13 protein-coding genes are annotated in these 16,270 nt (G+C 60.1%); 5 read left to right on the top strand and 8 right to left on the bottom strand.

Translation table 11 applies throughout. From position 1 onward, the window contains the following. Positions 1-155 precede the first annotated feature (155 nt). Together tldD and PQU92_RS18135 are read left to right on the top strand one after the other, a co-directional pair. Positions 156-1,607, top strand: coding sequence for a metalloprotease TldD (tldD, locus tag PQU92_RS18140; protein WP_272749712.1), 1,452 nt, complete (start codon positions 156-158; stop codon positions 1,605-1,607). Positions 1,608-1,764: 157 nt separating this feature from the next. Further along, positions 1,765-3,720 (top strand): TonB-dependent receptor plug domain-containing protein, encoded by a 1,956-nt coding sequence (locus tag PQU92_RS18135; RefSeq protein WP_272749711.1) that lies wholly within the window; start codon positions 1,765-1,767, stop codon positions 3,718-3,720. Between the two features lie 182 nt (positions 3,721-3,902). Here PQU92_RS18135 and PQU92_RS18130 read toward each other — a convergent pair whose 3' ends face one another. The 4 genes from PQU92_RS18130 to PQU92_RS18115 form a co-directional block, all read right to left on the bottom strand. Continuing rightward, positions 3,903-5,771 (bottom strand): peptide MFS transporter, encoded by a 1,869-nt coding sequence (locus PQU92_RS18130; protein ID WP_272749710.1) that lies wholly within the window; start codon positions 5,769-5,771, stop codon positions 3,903-3,905. Positions 5,772-5,910: 139 nt separating this feature from the next. Beyond that, positions 5,911-7,254 (bottom strand): glutamate--cysteine ligase, encoded by a 1,344-nt coding sequence (locus PQU92_RS18125; protein WP_438263836.1) that lies wholly within the window; start codon positions 7,252-7,254, stop codon positions 5,911-5,913. Between the two features lie 158 nt (positions 7,255-7,412). Then, on the bottom strand, positions 7,413-8,159 hold the full coding sequence (locus PQU92_RS18120; protein ID WP_272749708.1) for a 16S rRNA (uracil(1498)-N(3))-methyltransferase: 747 nt from the start codon (positions 8,157-8,159) through the stop codon (positions 7,413-7,415). Positions 8,160-8,183: 24 nt separating this feature from the next. After that, positions 8,184-9,119, bottom strand: coding sequence for an alpha/beta hydrolase (locus PQU92_RS18115; protein WP_272749707.1), 936 nt, complete (start codon positions 9,117-9,119; stop codon positions 8,184-8,186). Positions 9,120-9,231: 112 nt separating this feature from the next. Between PQU92_RS18115 and pelA the strand changes: the two genes are divergently transcribed. Then, positions 9,232-10,365 (top strand): pectate lyase, encoded by a 1,134-nt coding sequence (pelA, locus tag PQU92_RS18110; RefSeq protein WP_272749706.1) that lies wholly within the window; start codon positions 9,232-9,234, stop codon positions 10,363-10,365. A 49-nt stretch (positions 10,366-10,414) separates the two neighbouring features. On the opposite strand, the gene PQU92_RS18105 is transcribed toward pelA, so the two are convergent. From PQU92_RS18105 to PQU92_RS18090, 4 genes are all read right to left on the bottom strand, one after another. After that, on the bottom strand, positions 10,415-12,358 hold the full coding sequence (locus PQU92_RS18105; RefSeq protein ID WP_272749705.1) for a M61 family metallopeptidase: 1,944 nt from the start codon (positions 12,356-12,358) through the stop codon (positions 10,415-10,417). 70 nt (positions 12,359-12,428) lie between these two features. Further along, complete coding sequence (locus PQU92_RS18100; protein ID WP_272749704.1) at positions 12,429-12,962, bottom strand: hypothetical protein; 534 nt, start codon at positions 12,960-12,962, stop codon at positions 12,429-12,431. Between the two features lie 49 nt (positions 12,963-13,011). Continuing rightward, a complete protein-coding gene (locus tag PQU92_RS18095) occupies positions 13,012-13,434 on the bottom strand; it encodes an OsmC family protein (RefSeq protein ID WP_272749703.1) in 423 nt (140 codons plus the stop codon). 4 nt (positions 13,435-13,438) lie between these two features. Then, a complete protein-coding gene (locus PQU92_RS18090; RefSeq protein ID WP_272749702.1) occupies positions 13,439-14,308 on the bottom strand; it encodes a pirin family protein in 870 nt (289 codons plus the stop codon). A 251-nt stretch (positions 14,309-14,559) separates the two neighbouring features. Here PQU92_RS18090 and PQU92_RS18085 point away from each other — a divergent pair, with 251 nt between their 5' ends. Further along, on the top strand, positions 14,560-15,300 hold the full coding sequence (locus PQU92_RS18085) for a sulfotransferase family 2 domain-containing protein (protein WP_272749701.1): 741 nt from the start codon (positions 14,560-14,562) through the stop codon (positions 15,298-15,300). A 217-nt stretch (positions 15,301-15,517) separates the two neighbouring features. After that, on the top strand, positions 15,518-16,237 hold the full coding sequence (locus PQU92_RS18955) for a tyrosine-type recombinase/integrase (RefSeq protein ID WP_368407123.1): 720 nt from the start codon (positions 15,518-15,520) through the stop codon (positions 16,235-16,237). Positions 16,238-16,270: the final 33 nt, after the last annotated feature.

Genomic DNA, 16,270 nt, shown 5'->3' with positions numbered 1-16,270 from the left:
CATATTGTCGCGGATTGCCCCGATCGGACCGCAGGGCCTGCGCGCTTTTGTCGCGGAGACCTCACGCAGACGGTTATATTTTGCACGGGGTTATGGCCTTTTGGGCCGCCCTGTCCTACATAAATTCAAAGACTCACCAGAGACCCGAATATCCCATGCGCCTCAACGATTTAGCCGATGCCGCCCTGCCCGACTCTCTGCGTGCCCTCGACCTCGACGGCTGCCGTCAGGTACTGGAGCGCGCGCTGGACGGCGCGGACGACGGTGAAATCTATATAGAATCGCGCGAAAGCGAGTCCCTCGTCTTCGACGACGGACGTCTGAAAGGCGCGACCTACGGCGCCGATCAGGGCTTTGGCCTGCGCATCGTCGCCGGAGAAACGACGGGCTTTGCCAATGCCGCCGAACTGAGCCTTGAGGCCGTGAAGCGCGCCGCCGATGCGGCGGTGCTGGCCAAACAGGGCACGCCAGTAAATGTGTCGGTAAATGTGTCGGTGGGACACAATCCGCCGCGCTCCAACCAGCGTCACTACGGCGACCACGACCCGATCGGCGAGATGCCCTTCGCCGACAAGATCGCCTTGCTGCAGGCCATCGACGCCTATGCCCGCGATCTTCACCCCGGCGTGGTTCAGGTCTCGGCCTCGGTGGCCGCCGATCAGCGTCACATCACCATCCTGCGCGCCGGGGGCGAGCTTTATCACGACTACCGCCCGCTGGTCCGCCTCTCGATCGGGGTTTCAGTGGAAAAGGACGGTCACCGCGAAACGGCCTCCAGCGGCGGCGGCGGGCGTATCTCGCTGCTCGACCTGACCGACCCGAAAAAGTGGCAGGCTCAGGTCGAAGAAGCCCTGCGTCAGGCGCTCGTCAATCTCGACGCTATCGCTGCGCCGACGGGTGAAATGGACATCGTGCTGGGCCCGGGCTGGCCCGGCGTCCTGCTCCACGAAGCCGTCGGCCACGGCCTTGAGGGCGACTTCAATCGCAAGGGCACTTCGGCCTTTTCCGGCAAGATGGGCCAGCAGGTCGCCGCGAAGGGCGTCACGGTCGTCGACGACGGCACGATCCGGGATGCCCGCGGCTCGCTCAATATCGACGACGAAGGCACGCCGACCAAGTCCACGACCCTGATCGAGGACGGCATTCTGGTCGGCTATATGCACGACCGCCTGTCGGCGCGGCAGATGGGCGTCGAAGCGACCGGCAACGGGCGTCGGCAATCCTATGCGCACCAGCCCCTGCCGCGCATGACCAACACCTTCATGAAGGGCGGTAACGACAAGCTGGCCGACATGATCGCCAACACGAAGCGCGGGCTTTACGCCACCAATTTCGGCGGCGGACAGGTCGACATCACCAACGGCAAGTTCGTTTTCCAGTGCACCGAAGCCTATCTGATCGAGGACGGCAAGGTGACCGCCCCGGTCAAGGGCGCCTCGCTGATCGGCGACGGTCCGGCGGTCATGCAGCAGGTCGAGATGGTCGGCGACGACTTCGCCTTTGATCCCGGCGTCGGCACCTGCGGCAAGGCGGGTCAGAGCCTGCCGGTGGGGATCGGCCAGCCGTCGTTGAAAATCCGCGGCCTGACGGTCGGCGGCACTTCGTGACAAATCCCGTCAGGTGGGCGGTTTAACCGGTTGTAAACCCTGATGTAATTTTCACGCATTTCGCATCTGCGTTCATTCCGGCCTTGCCCGGCGCGACGGATATCGGCATAGTCGCCGTATTGTTTTTCGTATTGTGTCGTGGAATTTCAGGAATCTTATGCGGCGGTTCTGGCTGACATCGGTATGCCTTCTGGCCCTGGCGGGTGCGCCGGTCATGGCGGCAACCACCTATACCCCTGGTGATTTTGCCGGTAAGCCGGTGCAGTCGGCGGCCGATGCCATCAAATATATCCCGAACTTCATCCTGACCGGATCGGGCAGCGGCAGCAATGTGCTGATCGACGGCGAACGCCCGAACGACCTCAATGACGCGCTCACCCGCCTGCCCATGGCGCAGCTCGAGCGCATCGTGCGCATCCCCGCCGGCACGGCGGGGTACGAGATGCAGGGTCATTCCGAACTGATCAATATCATCCGCAAGCCGATGAGCAAGCCGGTCGTGACGATCACCACCTCGGCCAATATCTACACCGACGGCAAGGTCAAGCCGCAACTGGGCTTTACCTGGCAGAAGAACGCCGGAGGTCGCAATATCGAGGCCGGTGTCAACCTCTATCAGAATAATGACGACGGCACGGGCCACGGCGAAAAGCTGACCACACAGGCCGACGGCACGGTGCGCCATCAGGACCTCGATTCGCAGGGCGAAAACGAAGGGGCCGAAGCGCGTCTGGCCTGGGCCGGGCCGGTCAGGGGCGGCCGCCTGTCGATGGAAGGCCGGTTGCGCTATGCGGAGTCGGGCTTCGATGCGGTCTATGAGAACGGCGTCACCGAATACGAACAGCGTGAGAGCGACAGTTTTTCTCAGGAACTTTCAGGCCAGTATCAGAAAGACCTGACACCTCAGGTCAAGATCAGCCTCAATGCCCGCGCCAAATCGAACGACACGGCCAATCAAACCGACCGGCAGAAGCCCGACTATTTCTCGCACTACGAAGAAGACAAGCTGACCTCGGAAGGTAATCTGTCGGCGCAGGCGACGTGGCGCTACAGCAAGGCGCTCAGCCTGCAGGCCGGGGGCGAGCAACGCTATAACGGCTTCGATGCCCGCAGCCAGTCGACGGGGTCGTGGCTGGCCGAAGACGAGACACCGGGCACCAACCGCACGCGTGGCGAGGAGCAGCGCGGCTCGCTCTATGTCTCAGGTAACTGGCGCCCCAGCGATGTCCTGACCATCGACAGCGGACTGGCGGTCGAAAGCATGGCGTTTCACCATCGCGGCAACTATCAGGCCGCGCGCAGCTATGCCTATCCCAAGCCACGCCTCAGCCTGCAATGGAAGCCGGACAAGACGCTGCAGGTGCGCCTGAGCCGCGCGCGCGAGGTCGGCTATATCGGCTACGGCGATTTCGTCGCCATCGCCAGCTGGCAGTATGAAAAGCCGGATCAACTGCTCTATCCGCTCGATCTGGTGCCCTACCGGCAGTGGACGAACGAGGTCAGCGTCGATTACCGCTTCTGGGACAAGGGGCAGCTGGCCCTGCGCATCGCGCGCAACGACATCGACGACGCCGTCGAGCGGGTGCCGCTCTATACACAGAACGGCAGCATAGGCGACATCATCGGCAATGTTGGCGACGGGGAAAATCAGCAGATTTCCACGCAACTCAGCCTGCCGGTCGACGCCTATCTGAGCAATGCCATGCTCAGGGTCAATGCGGCGTGGAACGACTCGGAAATCACCGATCCGGTGACGGGCATGAAGCGCCGTATCTCCGGGCAGACGCCCATGACCCTGTCGGTCAGCTTCAATCAGGACCTGCCCGGCGTATCGTGGGGCTGGTCGGTGGATCGCGGCTGGGACAACAGCGCGTGGCGGTCGAAGGAAACCAGCCGTTCGGAGGGCTCGCCCTGGGTCAGCCTCTACGCCGAGTATAAGCCGTCGCCGAAGCTGTCGGTACGCACGGAATTGCAAAATCTGGGGGCGCGCACGACCAGCTACGACCTGATCCGCTATGACGGACTGCGCGACCGTACCGCGGTCAGCTATTCGGAATCGACGCGCCGCGACTCCGAACCGAAGCTCTATCTGCGCATCCGCAACGAGCTTTAAGCCGTAGACAAACCAAACAAAAAACCCGTCCGGATCACTCCGGACGGGTTTTTTGTTTTTAGCAATCTCCGGACCGGAAAATCGAAAGATTTGAGGCGAATAATAGCCGGCAAGCGCCGCAGGTACATGAGTACCTGCAAGCGCAGACTGCGTATTAGGCGCCCAAAGACTTCGATTTTCCCCTACTCAGAGTCGTTGGCCCCATAAGACCACTTCGCCACGAAGAAGGAGATGACGAACAGGCCCGCGCCCAGACCGATGCCCCACCAGCCGATGAGGTTGAAGGTTTCAAGCGAGGTGGCCAGCGCCGCCTTGGCGTCGAGCACCTGACCGCCGACGGTTTCCGTTGCGGCCATCTTGGAGATGAAACCGCCCAGATACTGCGCCCAGGACGAGCCGGTGAACCACAGGGCCATCATGGTGGCGACGATCAGCGGCGGCGACAGCTTGGTCTGCTGCGACAGGCCGACCGGCGACAGGGCAAGCTCACCCCAGGTGTGGAACAGATAGGTCAGCAGCAGGAACAGCAGCGGCAGCTTGAAGCTGGAATCGGCCAGACCGGCGGCCCAGACGAGGATCAGGAAGCCGAGGCCGACATTGACCAGACCGAAGGCGAACTTCTTGACCGGGTCCGGGTCGATCTTGCGGCGGCCCAGATAGGTGAACAGGGCGGCGAAGATCGGGGCGAAGATCAGGATGAAGCCCGCATTGAAGGTCTGGGTCTGCGACGGAGTCAGGCCCATATCGACCCAGACATGGTTGGCGGGAACGCTAAGCGCCGCCAGCTGTTCGGACGAGGCCAGAACGATGGTGCGACCGAAGGCTTCGAACAGGATCGGATCGGCAATGATGTTGAGGTTGGTATTGCGCTCGGCGAACAGGCTGAGCGACGAACCGGCCTGTTCGAACAGGGTGAAGAAGACGACCGAGGCCAGAGACAGCAGAAGCGCCAGACCGACGCGGAAGTTTTCTTCCTTCGTGAACTTGGTCACCATATTATAGACGACATAGCCCAGCATGATCAGCGAACCCACCGTCAGGGCGATGCCGACGATCTGGTTTTTCTGCACCAGGAAATAGACCAGCGGCACACCGAGCAGACCGAGGATATAGATCAGGTGCTCCTTGCTGATGCCGCCGATGGCCTTTTCGGTGAGAACCGCCGGGTTCGGGGCCTCGCCCTTGCCTTCCAGCCATTTACGGCCCAGCACGAAGCACAGAAGCCCCGCCAGCATCCCCAGACCGGCCAGACCGAAGCCCGCCCACCAGCCGACCGTCTGCCCCAGAAGGCCGCAACCGATGGCCGCCCAGAACGAGCCGAGATTGATACCGAAATAATAGAGCTGGAAGCCCGAATCGCGACGCGGGTCCTTTTGCGGATAGAGCTGACCGACGATGGTCGAGATGTTCGGCTTGAGGAAGCCGACGCCCATGATGATCAGCGAGATCGACAGATAGAAGGCGTGTTCGGCCCACGGCGTCACCTTGACGACACCCAGTTCGTAACCGCCCTTAGGCAGGACTGCCGGCAGCGGCGCGTCGCCCGGCAGGCCCTTGACCTCAAGGCCGCCATTGTCGGTCGGACCGTAGTCGTAGAGCGCGTCGCCGACCTTGAGCTGCACCTTGCCGCCGTCCTTGATCTCGCCCTTGACGAATTCGTAGGTGGCCCCCTGATAGGTCAGGGTCTGCTTGTTGGGCGTGCCTTCCAGCGCCATGCCCATGTGCCCGGCGACCAGCAGCAGACCGCCGAAGATGATGGCGCGGCGCGTGCCGATCCAGCGGTCGGCAACCAGGCCGCCGATCAGCGGCAGCAGATAAACGAGCGTGGTATAGGAGGCGTATTGTTCCGAGGCATGGCCGTCGGTGAACAGGAAGTGCTGCGTCAGGTAATAGATGAGCAGGCCGCGCATGCCGTAATAGGAGAAGCGCTCCCACATTTCGGCGAAGAAGCAGATGAACAGCCCTTTCGGGTGGTTGCGCATCTGGAGAAGCACAGGGATGACCGTACAGACGGTAATCAGAATCCCTGCCAGCAGAACGATATTCAGCATGAAATTGCCCCGGAAAGCCTGCGGGACGCCGTGCACCGGGCCCTTTATGACGCGCAGACAGTTACATTTGCCGCGATAGGAGCAGCAAATTAACCGGTTGGCAAGCTTAGTTCCGTTTCAGGCGAAACTGTATCCGCCCTTAATAGGCTTCTTCTGTGTACAATTTGCGAAGGTCGCCCTGCCATTCGCCGTTATATTTGGCCAGCAGACGCTCAGCGGGGGTAATACCGCTGTCGGCGATCTCGAACAGTTCAGCCAGATAGCCGCTCTCGTCGACCAGCCCGCCCGACAGGCGCTTGCGGCGTTTCAGCCCCTCTTCGGCGATGTTCAGCATGTCCATCGCTACGTCCTTCACCGGACGGCCGGCGATTTCGCCTTTCAGGCCGGTCCGCGCCGCCATGGCGCGAAGTCGGTTGTGGTCGGCGCTCGACCAGCCCTTGACCAGATCCCACGCGGCCTCAAGCGCGGCACGGTCATAGAAGATACCCGCCCACAAGGCCGGGAGCGCGCATATCTTGCCCCACGGCCCGCCGTCGGCCCCGCGCATTTCGAGATACTTCTTGAGGCGCACTTCGGGGAACAGCGTCGTCAGATGATCGGCCCAGTCGTCGATCGTCGGGCGCTCGCCCGGCAACGCTGGCAAACGGCCTTCGAGGAAATCGCGGAAGGACTGGCCCGACGCATCGATATAACCGCCGTTCGGCGCACCGTAGCGCTTGACGAAATACATTGGGACATCAAGGGCGTACTGGGCGTAGCGTTCGTAGCCGAAGCCGTCTTCGAAGACGAAATCGAGCATACCCGTGCGGTCGGCATCGGTGTCGGTCCACACATTGGCGCGCGCCGACAAAAAGCCGTTGGGCTTGCCCTCGGTAAACGGCGAATTGGCGAACAGCGCCGTAGCGATGGGCTGCAAGGCCAGCGAGGTGCGGAATTTCAGCACCATGTCGTCTTCGGAGGCGTAGTCGAGATTGGCCTGAATCGTCGAGGTGCGCAGCATCATGTCGAGGCCGAGATTGCCCACCTTCGGCATGTAGGCGCGCATGATATTATAGCGGCCCTTAGGCATGACCGGCGTCTCTTCGCGCGTCCACAGGGGCGAAAAGCCGACGCCCAGAAAACCGAGCCCCAGTTCCGACGCCACCGCCTTGACCTCTTCGAGGTGCTGCCCCGTCTCGGTGCAAATGTCGTGGATCGTCTCCAGCGGCGCGCCGGACAGCTCGAATTGCCCACCGGGCTCCAGCGACACCGAAGCGCCGTTGCGCGTCAGAGCGATGACCTTACCGTCCTCGAACACGCGCTCCCAGCCGAACCGCGTCAGGCCGTTGAGCAGGGCTTCGATGCCGTCGGGACCGGCATAGGCCGGGCGGCGCAGGTCGCTCAGATGGAAGACGAACTTCTCGTGCTCGGCCCCGATCCGCCACTGGTCGCTGGGCTTTTCCCCGGACGCGAAATAGTCGAGCAATTGCCGATGAATCTCGATCGGCTCCGCATCCGTCTTATCAGCCACGCCCGGCCCTCATTCGAAAATAGTGAAATGGATTGCGCTTGAACCCGTACAACTGAATCGTTCGCATCCGTGTTACAATTCACAGGCTATATGGGCGCAAGTTCCGGGAGGCACAAGTCAGATCGCCTAAACTATTTCCAGTCGCCACATATAGCCTGATAAAGTGTCAGGGCCGCGATCGCGGCGGTATCGGCACGCAGGATGCGCGGCCCCAGATTGACGGCACGGGCCTGAGGCCATCCACGCAGCGTTTCCCGCTCGAAATCGTCAAAACCGCCTTCCGGGCCGATCAGAATGGCCACCGCCCCCTCACCCAGCCCGGTGAGCGCTTCGGACATCGGCGGGATGGTGCGCTGACCGGTTTCGTGGGTGGAATCTTCATCACCATAGATTACCGTCCCGGTCGCCGATTTCAGCCATGCCTCCAACTTCACCGGCGGCAAAACCTCCGGCACGTCCAGCCGTTCGGTTTGTTCGGCGGCTTCCTGCGCGATCAGTTGCAGCCGCCCGACATTGGTGTGATCGGCATTGGTCCGGCGCGTAATCAATAATTGAATATCGCCCACCCCCAGTTCGGTCGCCTTCTCGATGATGGTTTCGAGGCGCGCCCGTTTCACCAATGCAATCAGCAGCTTAGGGGGATGGGCTGTGACCGGTTGAACACGCGTCCGCTCGATGAGTTCGACATGGACGTGTTTCTTGCTGACAGCCTGTAAACGACCGCGCCATTCGCCGTCGCGGCCATTGAAAACGCTGATTTCGTCGCCCACCTCCTGACGCATCACGGCGGCGACATAGCGTCCCTGATCGGGGTTGAGCGGGAAGATGAGCCCTTCGGTAAAGGGCGGCGTGGCTTCGGCGATAAACAGTCTGATCATGAGGACTGAATATCTTTTTGCCCCTTATTTGCCAATACGCGCCGCGATAAAGGCGTCGATAGCAGCCGTATAGTCGCCCGGCGTACCGACCAGACGATTGATATCGGCGTGGCTCAGGGCCTCCTTCTGCACCGGCGCAGGCTTGCCGAGGCTTTTCAGTTTGGCGCTGAGCGTGTCCGCCTGATCGCAGGGTTTGTCCGGGCGTTGGGTCGAGCAGACGATCATCATCGGCACGGCCTGCGGCGTCAGACGCGCCAGCGGCGAGGCCTTGGCCCATTTCCCCGGATCGCTGCCGAAGGCTTCGGTATAGAATGCCGGCAGGCGCTTCTGGCCCATGGTCGCCTGCAAATCCATGGTCGCCGAATCGAGCACCACCGTCCCGGCCCACAGCCGTCCGCCCTTGGCCGTCACCACCGACGGGTCGGCGGAGGTCACGGCGACGAGCTGCGCCCCGGCGCTGTGGCCCATCAGGATCAGGCGGTCGACGTCCCCGCCCCATTTCGCCGCGTTGTTTTGAATAAAGGCCAGCGCCGTGGCGATATCGTCGGCCTGAGCATAGGCATCGGCGGTGGGCAGGAGCCGGTAATTGACGCTGATAACGATATAGCCCTTCGGCAGCCAGTGTTTCAGCTTGTTCTCGATCGAGCCGGTATTGGCCTTGTCGCCAATCTTCCATGCGCCGCCGTGCACCATGACGATCATCGGCGCGTTTTTGGCATTCGCCGGGGTATAGACATCGATCGCCTGCAAGCTATTCGTCCCATAGGAGAGGGTCTGCTTTTGGGCACCAGCCGCGATGGCCTGAAGGTCGACCGGCCTCGCCTCTTCCACCGCTTTCTTTTGCAAGCGGTCGGCCATACGTCCTTTCAGGCGCTCACGGAGGGGGCCGTCCTGAGCCAGCGTGGCCACCGGCACGGTGGCGGTCATGATCAGGGCGAGACAGAGGGGTAACAGGCGCATGGCGATCTCCTTGACTGGAAATCTATACGCGGGGTTTTGCGTTTTCCCTGCGGGCTTGGCGGAAAAAGCGGAGCGTGTTACCGCTACAGCAAAAATACAGGGAGACATGACCATGAAACCGGTATCAAAACTGGCGCTGATCGCCGCCGCCCTTCTGACCACCGCCGCCGCACCGGTTGCACCCCCGCCCATCGAAGGTTTCGGCGACGCCATTCACCACTGGCAGAACCGCAACGGCAAGTCCTATGCCCGCTATGCCGAAAGCGACGTGACGGCGATCGCCGATAATATCCTGCTGCTTCAGCACGATAATGGCGGCTGGATCGAAAACCGCGACCCGCTGCGCATCCTGTCCGACGCTGAAAAAGCCGAGGCGCTGAAAGACAAGTCGTCACCAAATTTCAGCTTCGACAACCGCAATATCTATACCCAGGTCGATTACCTGATGCGCGCCCATAGCCTGACGGGCAAGGCGGCCTATCGCGAGGCGGCGCTGAAAGGTCTGGAGCTGATCCTGTCGCAGCAGGTGGCGACCTGCGGCGGCTGGCCGCATTCGGTGCCGTCGAAGACGACTTATCACGACAAGATCACCATGGCCGACGAGGTGACATCGGGCAATCTGCGCCTGCTGCGTCACATCAGCATCGGCGATTATCCTTTTGATAAGATTGAAACCTCATGGCGCGAGCGGGCAAAGGCAGCCCTGACAAAAGGTGATGCCTGTCTGCTGAAACTGCAAATCCGTCAGAACGGCCAACTGACCGGCTGGGCCGGGCAATACGATCCCGTGACGCTGGCACCGGTCAAGGGCCGCAGTTTCGAACTTATCTCCATCGTGTCGCAGGAAAGCGTCGAAAATGTCCGCTACCTGATGAGTATCCCCAATCCGTCGCTGGAGGTGATTGCCTCGGTCGAAGGCGCCGTGGCGTGGTTCCAGCGTTCGGCCATCACCGGCAAACGGCTGGAGACGTTCGCCCTGCCCGCGCCGGTCAAGTACGACTACCACACCGCCACCACCGACAACCGTCTGATCGATGACCCAAACGCACCGCTGCTGTGGGCGCGGTTCTACGATATCGGCGACAATTCGGTGATTCTGGCCAATCGCGACGGTGTGCGGGTCAGGGACTATGCCGATATCCACCCCGAACGCCGCTCGGGCTACGGCTGGTACGGCACGTGGGCGCAAAGCCTGATCAGCGTGGAATATCCGAGGTGGAAGAAACGCATAACGCCGCCGATGTAACACCGGCGGCGCATTTTGCTCCAACTAACGGGTCGTAGGGCCTGCGGCCCTACTTCTTCTCGGCGAGGATATCGTCGAGATAATAGGCCTTTTTGCCCTCGATCTTTTCCAGACGCGGATATTTCAGGCCGCCGGTATAGTCGATCTTCACCGTGGTGTAATTCTTGCCGCGCTTGATCAGCAGTTCGACCGGTGCGCCATTCGGTTTGGCCGCCGCGGCAACCGCGGCCTTCAACCCGTCGGCGTCGAAAGCCACGCCGTTGACAGCCACGACTGTCATGCCCTGCCCCAACCCGGCCTTGAAGGCGGGACCGTCCCAGAAGACATTGCTGATATCACCGGTCGGCGTCGAAACAATCAGGCCCAGCGAATAGCTGAGGTTGACGACCTTCTGCTTCTTTTCGCTGGCCCGGATCCAGTCGGTCGGCTTGTCGGTATAGACCAGCTTGTAACCGCCGCGCTCCAGCCCGTCGAGGAAGCTGCCGTCGGACGTCTCGTAGATGCGTTTCTTCAGGAAGGTCTCCCAATCGTAGGGATAGACGCCGTTCAGCGTCGCCACCACGTCCTTGAACTCATAGGTTTCCGGCGTGAACGACCCGTCCTTGATGCCGAAGAAGGCCCCCGCGAAGTCATCGAGCGATTTCTTGTTGCCGGTCTTTTCGCGGATCAGGGTGTCGGCATCGAGCCAGACCAGCAGCCCGACATTGTAATAGTCTTCCGAGCGCTGCTGGCTGACCCAGTTTTTCGGTGCGCGGGCCGAAATGACCGGATCGTTGGTCGTATCGACCACCGGTCGCCATTTCGAGCCTTCGTAGTGGTCGTAGAGCGCCGCGATCTGGGCGATGGCCTGTTTCGCCTGCTCTTGCGAATACATCCCCGAGCGCGCCGACAGCATATAGCCCCAGTACTGGGTCTGACCTTCATAGACCCACAGCAGGCTGCCGCGCATGGGCGCATGGAAGTCGTGGTTATAAAGGTCCGCGCCGCGGCGGAACTTGCCGTCCCACGAGTGCGTATATTCGTGCGCCAGCAGGTCGCGACCGACATATTCGTTGTTCCAGTCGGTAAAATATTTCGGCTCATGGCCATTTTCCGACGAGCGATGGTGTTCAAGGCCGATATCGCCCATCTCTTCGGACAGGTGCAGCAGGAAGTCGTAGTGGTCGTAATGCTGTGATTTAAAGACCTTGACGGCCTGCGCGACCATCTTCTTGTGCAGGGCGACCTGCTCATCCGTCGCGGCCAGATCGCCCGGCTTGTCGGCGAAGACGTTCAGGCGCACCGGGATTTTGGGATCGACGCTCAGGTCGATGGTCTTCTTGTACTTGCCGGCGAACATCGGCGAGTCGATGAAATGCTCATAGGGCAGAGGCTTGAAGGTCACCGTGCCATCGGCGCCTTTCGAGGCCGTATCGAGCGCGGCGGCATATTCCCAGCCTTCGGGCAGTTTCAGCGTCAGTTCGGTCGCAATGCGGCTGGTGTAATAGCCCGCCGGATACATCGACAGGTTTTCCCATTGCAGGTTCATCATCACGTCGGTGACAACGACGCGGCCCGCCGCGGTCGTCATGGGCGTCAGGAAATCGAACTCCGCCACGACCTCCTTCGCGCCTTCGGGCACGGTGATATGGAACGCCGTATATTCGACCGGATCGCGCAGCCAGGTCACGGCCTGACCGCCGGCCGAGAAGCGCACATTGGCGATCTTGTCGGCCTGAGGGCGCGGCGCGTGCTTGCCCGGCAGCCAGCGCGGCATGATCAGGGTCAGCGGTCCGGCCTTGGTGACCGGGATGACTTGACGAACGCGGATGATGCGCTGTTGCGTATCGGTGGCGTCGACGAAGACTTTCAACGTGCCGGGATAGGCGATGTCCTGCGACACCGGCAGCGGCGGCGTAGGCGGTGCGGCGACCTGCGCCATAACGGGGGCCGTGGCGACCAAACCCGCCAGAACCAATGTACTTACGCCCCAGAACTTCACCGCTTTTGTCATTTATGCCTCACGCTTCAACAAATATGGGCCAACCTAATGATGCGACCGGAAGCTTGTAAAGTCACAAAAGTTACAAACCGAGCTTGACCTCGGCGCTGAGCGGTATGTGGTGGTTGCCGATGGTGTCGTGGACGACGACCTCGATCTTGTAGATCCCTTCCGGATCGGTGGTTTCGAAATCGAGCACCAGAGTCGCGGCATTGTTGAAGATATTGGTCGAGTTCATCGTGGCGCCCTTGAAGGCCAGCAATCCCTTGTGATCGGCCTTGCTTTTTGTGCCGTAGACCTGCCCGTCGGGGCGCAGCACGCGGATATCGTAGGTGACATTGCCGAAGCCTTCGTCCAGCGCGAAGCCCATGAACAGCACCTTGGCAGCGATCTTGTCCCCCGGTTTGGCCGTCTTGACGAGGGTCAGTTGCAGCCCCTGATCGGCGGGTTTCTTGAACTCTGTCAGGCTGGCTTCGCTGACCAGCACCAGCGCGGCGCTGAACGGCCCATCGGCATGGGGGAAGGCCTTGGTGTGACTGGCGGGTGGTTCGGCAGCCAGCGCAGGCATAACCAAACCGGCACTTAACAGCGCAGAGGCGAACAGGATGGGTTTCATGCGTTCCTCCCTCGAAACACACGCAAATTGAACAGCGTTCAATTCAAAGTCAAGGGGCGTCGAACACGCTCTCGATAAACACGCCATTGGTGAGGGTCTTGTGCACCGGACATTTGGCCGCTACCTCGAACAGGCGCTGGCGTTGCTCCTCGGTCAGGTCCGGCCCGGTCAGGCTTATCGACTTCGAATAGATATCCGCCTTGCCCGACGGGTGATCCTTGATGCGGTCGTAGGTCAGGCGCACCGCGACGTCTTCCAACGGCCAGCCCTTCTGTTGCGCGTACCAGCGCACGGTGATCGCCGTGCACGTCCCTAAAGCCGTCAGCAGGTAATCATAGGGCGACGGCGCCAGATTCAGCCCGCCCTTTTCCACAGGCTCGTCCCCGGACAGGGCGTGGCCATTGACCTCGACCGCCACGCTGAACGGGCTGAGGTGGGTTTCCTCGACATGGGCTTCGATATGGTCACTCATAGGGTTATTCCGGCAGCGGGATAAATTCGATTTCGTCTCCCGGCACTTTGGGGAAGCGGCCTTCGCGCCAGTCGGCCTTGGCCTGTTCGATGCGTTCCTTGCGCGACGAGACGAAGTTCCAGTAGATGTGCCGCTCGGTGAAGGGCTCGCCGCCGACGACGGCTAATTGCGTCTCGGTGTCGGCCTTGATGGCCACCGCCGCGCCGGTATCGAGAATGACCATGTGGTGTTCGTTGACCGGCGTGCCGTTGACGCTGACCTTGCCCGTAACGACGTACAGCGCGCGTTCGGCGACATGGGTCGGCAGGTCGAGCACCTGCCCCGACGTCAGGCGCGCCTCCAGATACAGGGTCTCGGCAAAGGTCTTGACCGGCGAGGTCACGCCGTAGGCCGTGCCCATCATGACCCGCACCGGTACACCTTCGACCGATACAGCGGGAATGTCGGCCGCATCATAGTGATAGAAGGCCGCGTCGGTTTCCTCGTCGGCTTCCGGCAGGGCGTGCCACAGTTGCAGCCCGTGCAGGGCGCGCGGCTGCTCGATCCCTTCCAGCGGCTCGCGCTCGGAATGGACGATCCCCTTCCCCGCCACCATCAGATTGATATCGCCGGGCGAGATCACCTCGCTGGAGCCCAGCGAGTCGCGGTGGTGGATATGCCCCTCGAACAGATAGGTGACGGTCGCCAGATTGATATGCGGATGCGGCCTGACATTAGTCCCGTCATTGGGCGCAAATATCGCCGGCCCCATATGATCGAAGAAAATCCACGGCCCGACCATGCGATGCTTGGCGAACGGCAGGATGCGCTTGACCATGAAGCCACCGAGATCCTTCTCACGCGGCGGGATAATGAGAGAAATAGCGTCGGACATGGGAACCCCGGCTTTATTATGCGCAGACAGCGGAACGGTAACACCGTATTTGATCAGCCGCATCTGCGAGGCTTTGAATCTCAGGCGACGCTAGGCCGTTTCGGATGGAAGGTCATGCGAAATTTTGAGTGCTGGAAGTAATTACACGGCGGGTTGATTTCCGCTTGAAATCCCTACCGGCATGACCTTTGTTTAGCCCTTGGCAGGCTTAGACCGAGCAACAGGCTTACAACGACCGGACCTTATCCCCCATGGCACCCAATCCCAAACTATTTTTCTTTCACAACCCCAAGGCCGGTGGCGTTTCGATACGCAGTCTGATGCGGTCCATCAGCGACCTGCTCCGCGCGCCCGTTTTCGAGAATAACATGGTGGATCATCGGCGAAACGCCGCCGACTATTCCGCCTTTAAGGGCTATGATGTTTATGAGGGGCATTACGGTCGGGAGATTTACGATCAGGTCGCCGACAACCACCTGACCCTGACCAATTTTCGCGATCCGATTACCCGTATTGTTTCTCTGTATAATTTCTTCAGATTCAGCGTCCAGCTCTCGGACGAGGAGCTCGCTTCCGAGGTGTATTTCGCTGTCAATTTTGCCAAAACCCAATCATTTGAAGCGTTCGTGCGCAGTGAAGACGAGAAGATCAATGTCTATATTCAGGATCACCATGCCCGGCAATTGAGCCATTCCGGCTGGGGTCTGTCGCAACCGGCAGACCTGCTTAAAGCCTGTGAAACCCTGCGCACCATGACCTGGTTCCATATTCTGGAAGAGAGTGAATTATCGCTTCGTTGGGGTGAGCAGGTATTCGGCCTGCCGGTGCCGGAATTACCTCATGAAAATCGTTCCATCAGTACGACAGAGCCCCTTATCCGAGAGTCAGACATGTCACCGTCTACCCGACACATAATTCTGGACAAGAATAAAAACGATCTAAGACTGTTTGAACACGCGGTAAGTGAACTACATAAAAGGGTCAGGCTCTAAAAAGAGCACCCCCTACGATGCAAGGGCATGTGTTCAACTAAGTGCGACATTGAGGGGGAAATGGCGGAGACGGTGGCCCCCATCATATTGTCCGATAGCATTTCATACAATTTAGAACACTATGATAACATATAACTAATTGGAAAGTTTGTCTTGTGCCGTCCAAAGCAATCTCGTAAAATCCCGACTTAAATGTGGTTTAGAATGTGGGTTTGGCATGGTCAAGGGTCGTCACAGTGTCAATGTCCTATCTGCCCTAAAGGTAAAGGGCCTCAAGGAACCCGGATCGTATGCCGACGGAAATGGACTCTACCTTAAGATTGATCCAAGCGGCTCAAAGCGCTGGGTTCAAAGGCTAGTGATACAGGGGAAGCGGTGCGACCTTGGCTTAGGGTCTGTCCATCTGGTATCGCTGGCCGAGGCGAGGGAATCGGCCTTATCAAATCGCAGATTGGCCCGATCAGGTGGCGATCCACTAGCCGTAAAAAGAAAAGCCGCGGGCATACCAACATTTGAAGTTGCAGCCGGTCGCGTTCATGAAATGCACAAGGCTACTTGGGTAAACGGTAAGCATGGCGATCAATGGCTAAACACACTGACCCTCTACGCATTCCCAAAAATTGGCACAAAACCCGTTAACGCCATAACTCCATCTGACATCCTATCAATATTGATGCCAATCTGGACGGAGAAGCCCGAAACATCAAGAAGGGTACACCAACGCTTGAGCACAGTGTTCAAATGGGTGGTGGCGCAGGAATGGCGAACAGACAACCCTGCTGAAAACGTTCGTCAGGCCCTACCAAAGATCGACCGGACCCGTGTAAAGCATATGAAGGCGCTACCCTATAGTGAACCGCCCCGGCTTTGCCGGAGGCTCCAACTTCTGAGAAGATGGAGCTACTATGAACAAAACGACGAACAAGTTTTCACCTGAAGTCCGCGAACGCGCTGTGCGGATGTTTCTCGA

The organism is Asticcacaulis aquaticus (genome assembly GCF_028550415.1).
GTDB classification, from domain to species: domain Bacteria; phylum Pseudomonadota; class Alphaproteobacteria; order Caulobacterales; family Caulobacteraceae; genus Asticcacaulis; species Asticcacaulis aquaticus.
This window is presented reverse-complemented; position numbering and strand designations above follow the sequence as displayed.

Bases quoted from the DNA above. Each gene is read 5' to 3' on its own strand.
- PQU92_RS18100 (WP_272749704.1), bottom strand. From the start codon at position 12,962: ATGAAACCCATCCTGTTCGCCTCTGCGCTGTTAAGTGCCGGTTTGGTT.
- PQU92_RS18120 (WP_272749708.1), bottom strand. From the start codon at position 8,159: ATGATCAGACTGTTTATCGCCGAAGCCACGCCGCCCTTTACCGAAGGG.
- PQU92_RS18135 (WP_272749711.1), top strand. From the start codon at position 1,765: ATGCGGCGGTTCTGGCTGACATCGGTATGCCTTCTGGCCCTGGCGGGT.
- PQU92_RS18095 (WP_272749703.1), bottom strand. From the start codon at position 13,434: ATGAGTGACCATATCGAAGCCCATGTCGAGGAAACCCACCTCAGCCCG.
- PQU92_RS18115 (WP_272749707.1), bottom strand. From the start codon at position 9,119: ATGCGCCTGTTACCCCTCTGTCTCGCCCTGATCATGACCGCCACCGTG.
- PQU92_RS18085 (WP_272749701.1), top strand. From the start codon at position 14,560: ATGGCACCCAATCCCAAACTATTTTTCTTTCACAACCCCAAGGCCGGT.
- PQU92_RS18955 (WP_368407123.1), top strand. From the start codon at position 15,518: ATGGTCAAGGGTCGTCACAGTGTCAATGTCCTATCTGCCCTAAAGGTA.
- PQU92_RS18105 (WP_272749705.1), bottom strand. From the start codon at position 12,358: ATGACAAAAGCGGTGAAGTTCTGGGGCGTAAGTACATTGGTTCTGGCG.
- tldD (WP_272749712.1), top strand. From the start codon at position 156: ATGCGCCTCAACGATTTAGCCGATGCCGCCCTGCCCGACTCTCTGCGT.
- PQU92_RS18130 (WP_272749710.1), bottom strand. From the start codon at position 5,771: ATGCTGAATATCGTTCTGCTGGCAGGGATTCTGATTACCGTCTGTACG.
- pelA (WP_272749706.1), top strand. From the start codon at position 9,232: ATGAAACCGGTATCAAAACTGGCGCTGATCGCCGCCGCCCTTCTGACC.
- PQU92_RS18090 (WP_272749702.1), bottom strand. From the start codon at position 14,308: ATGTCCGACGCTATTTCTCTCATTATCCCGCCGCGTGAGAAGGATCTC.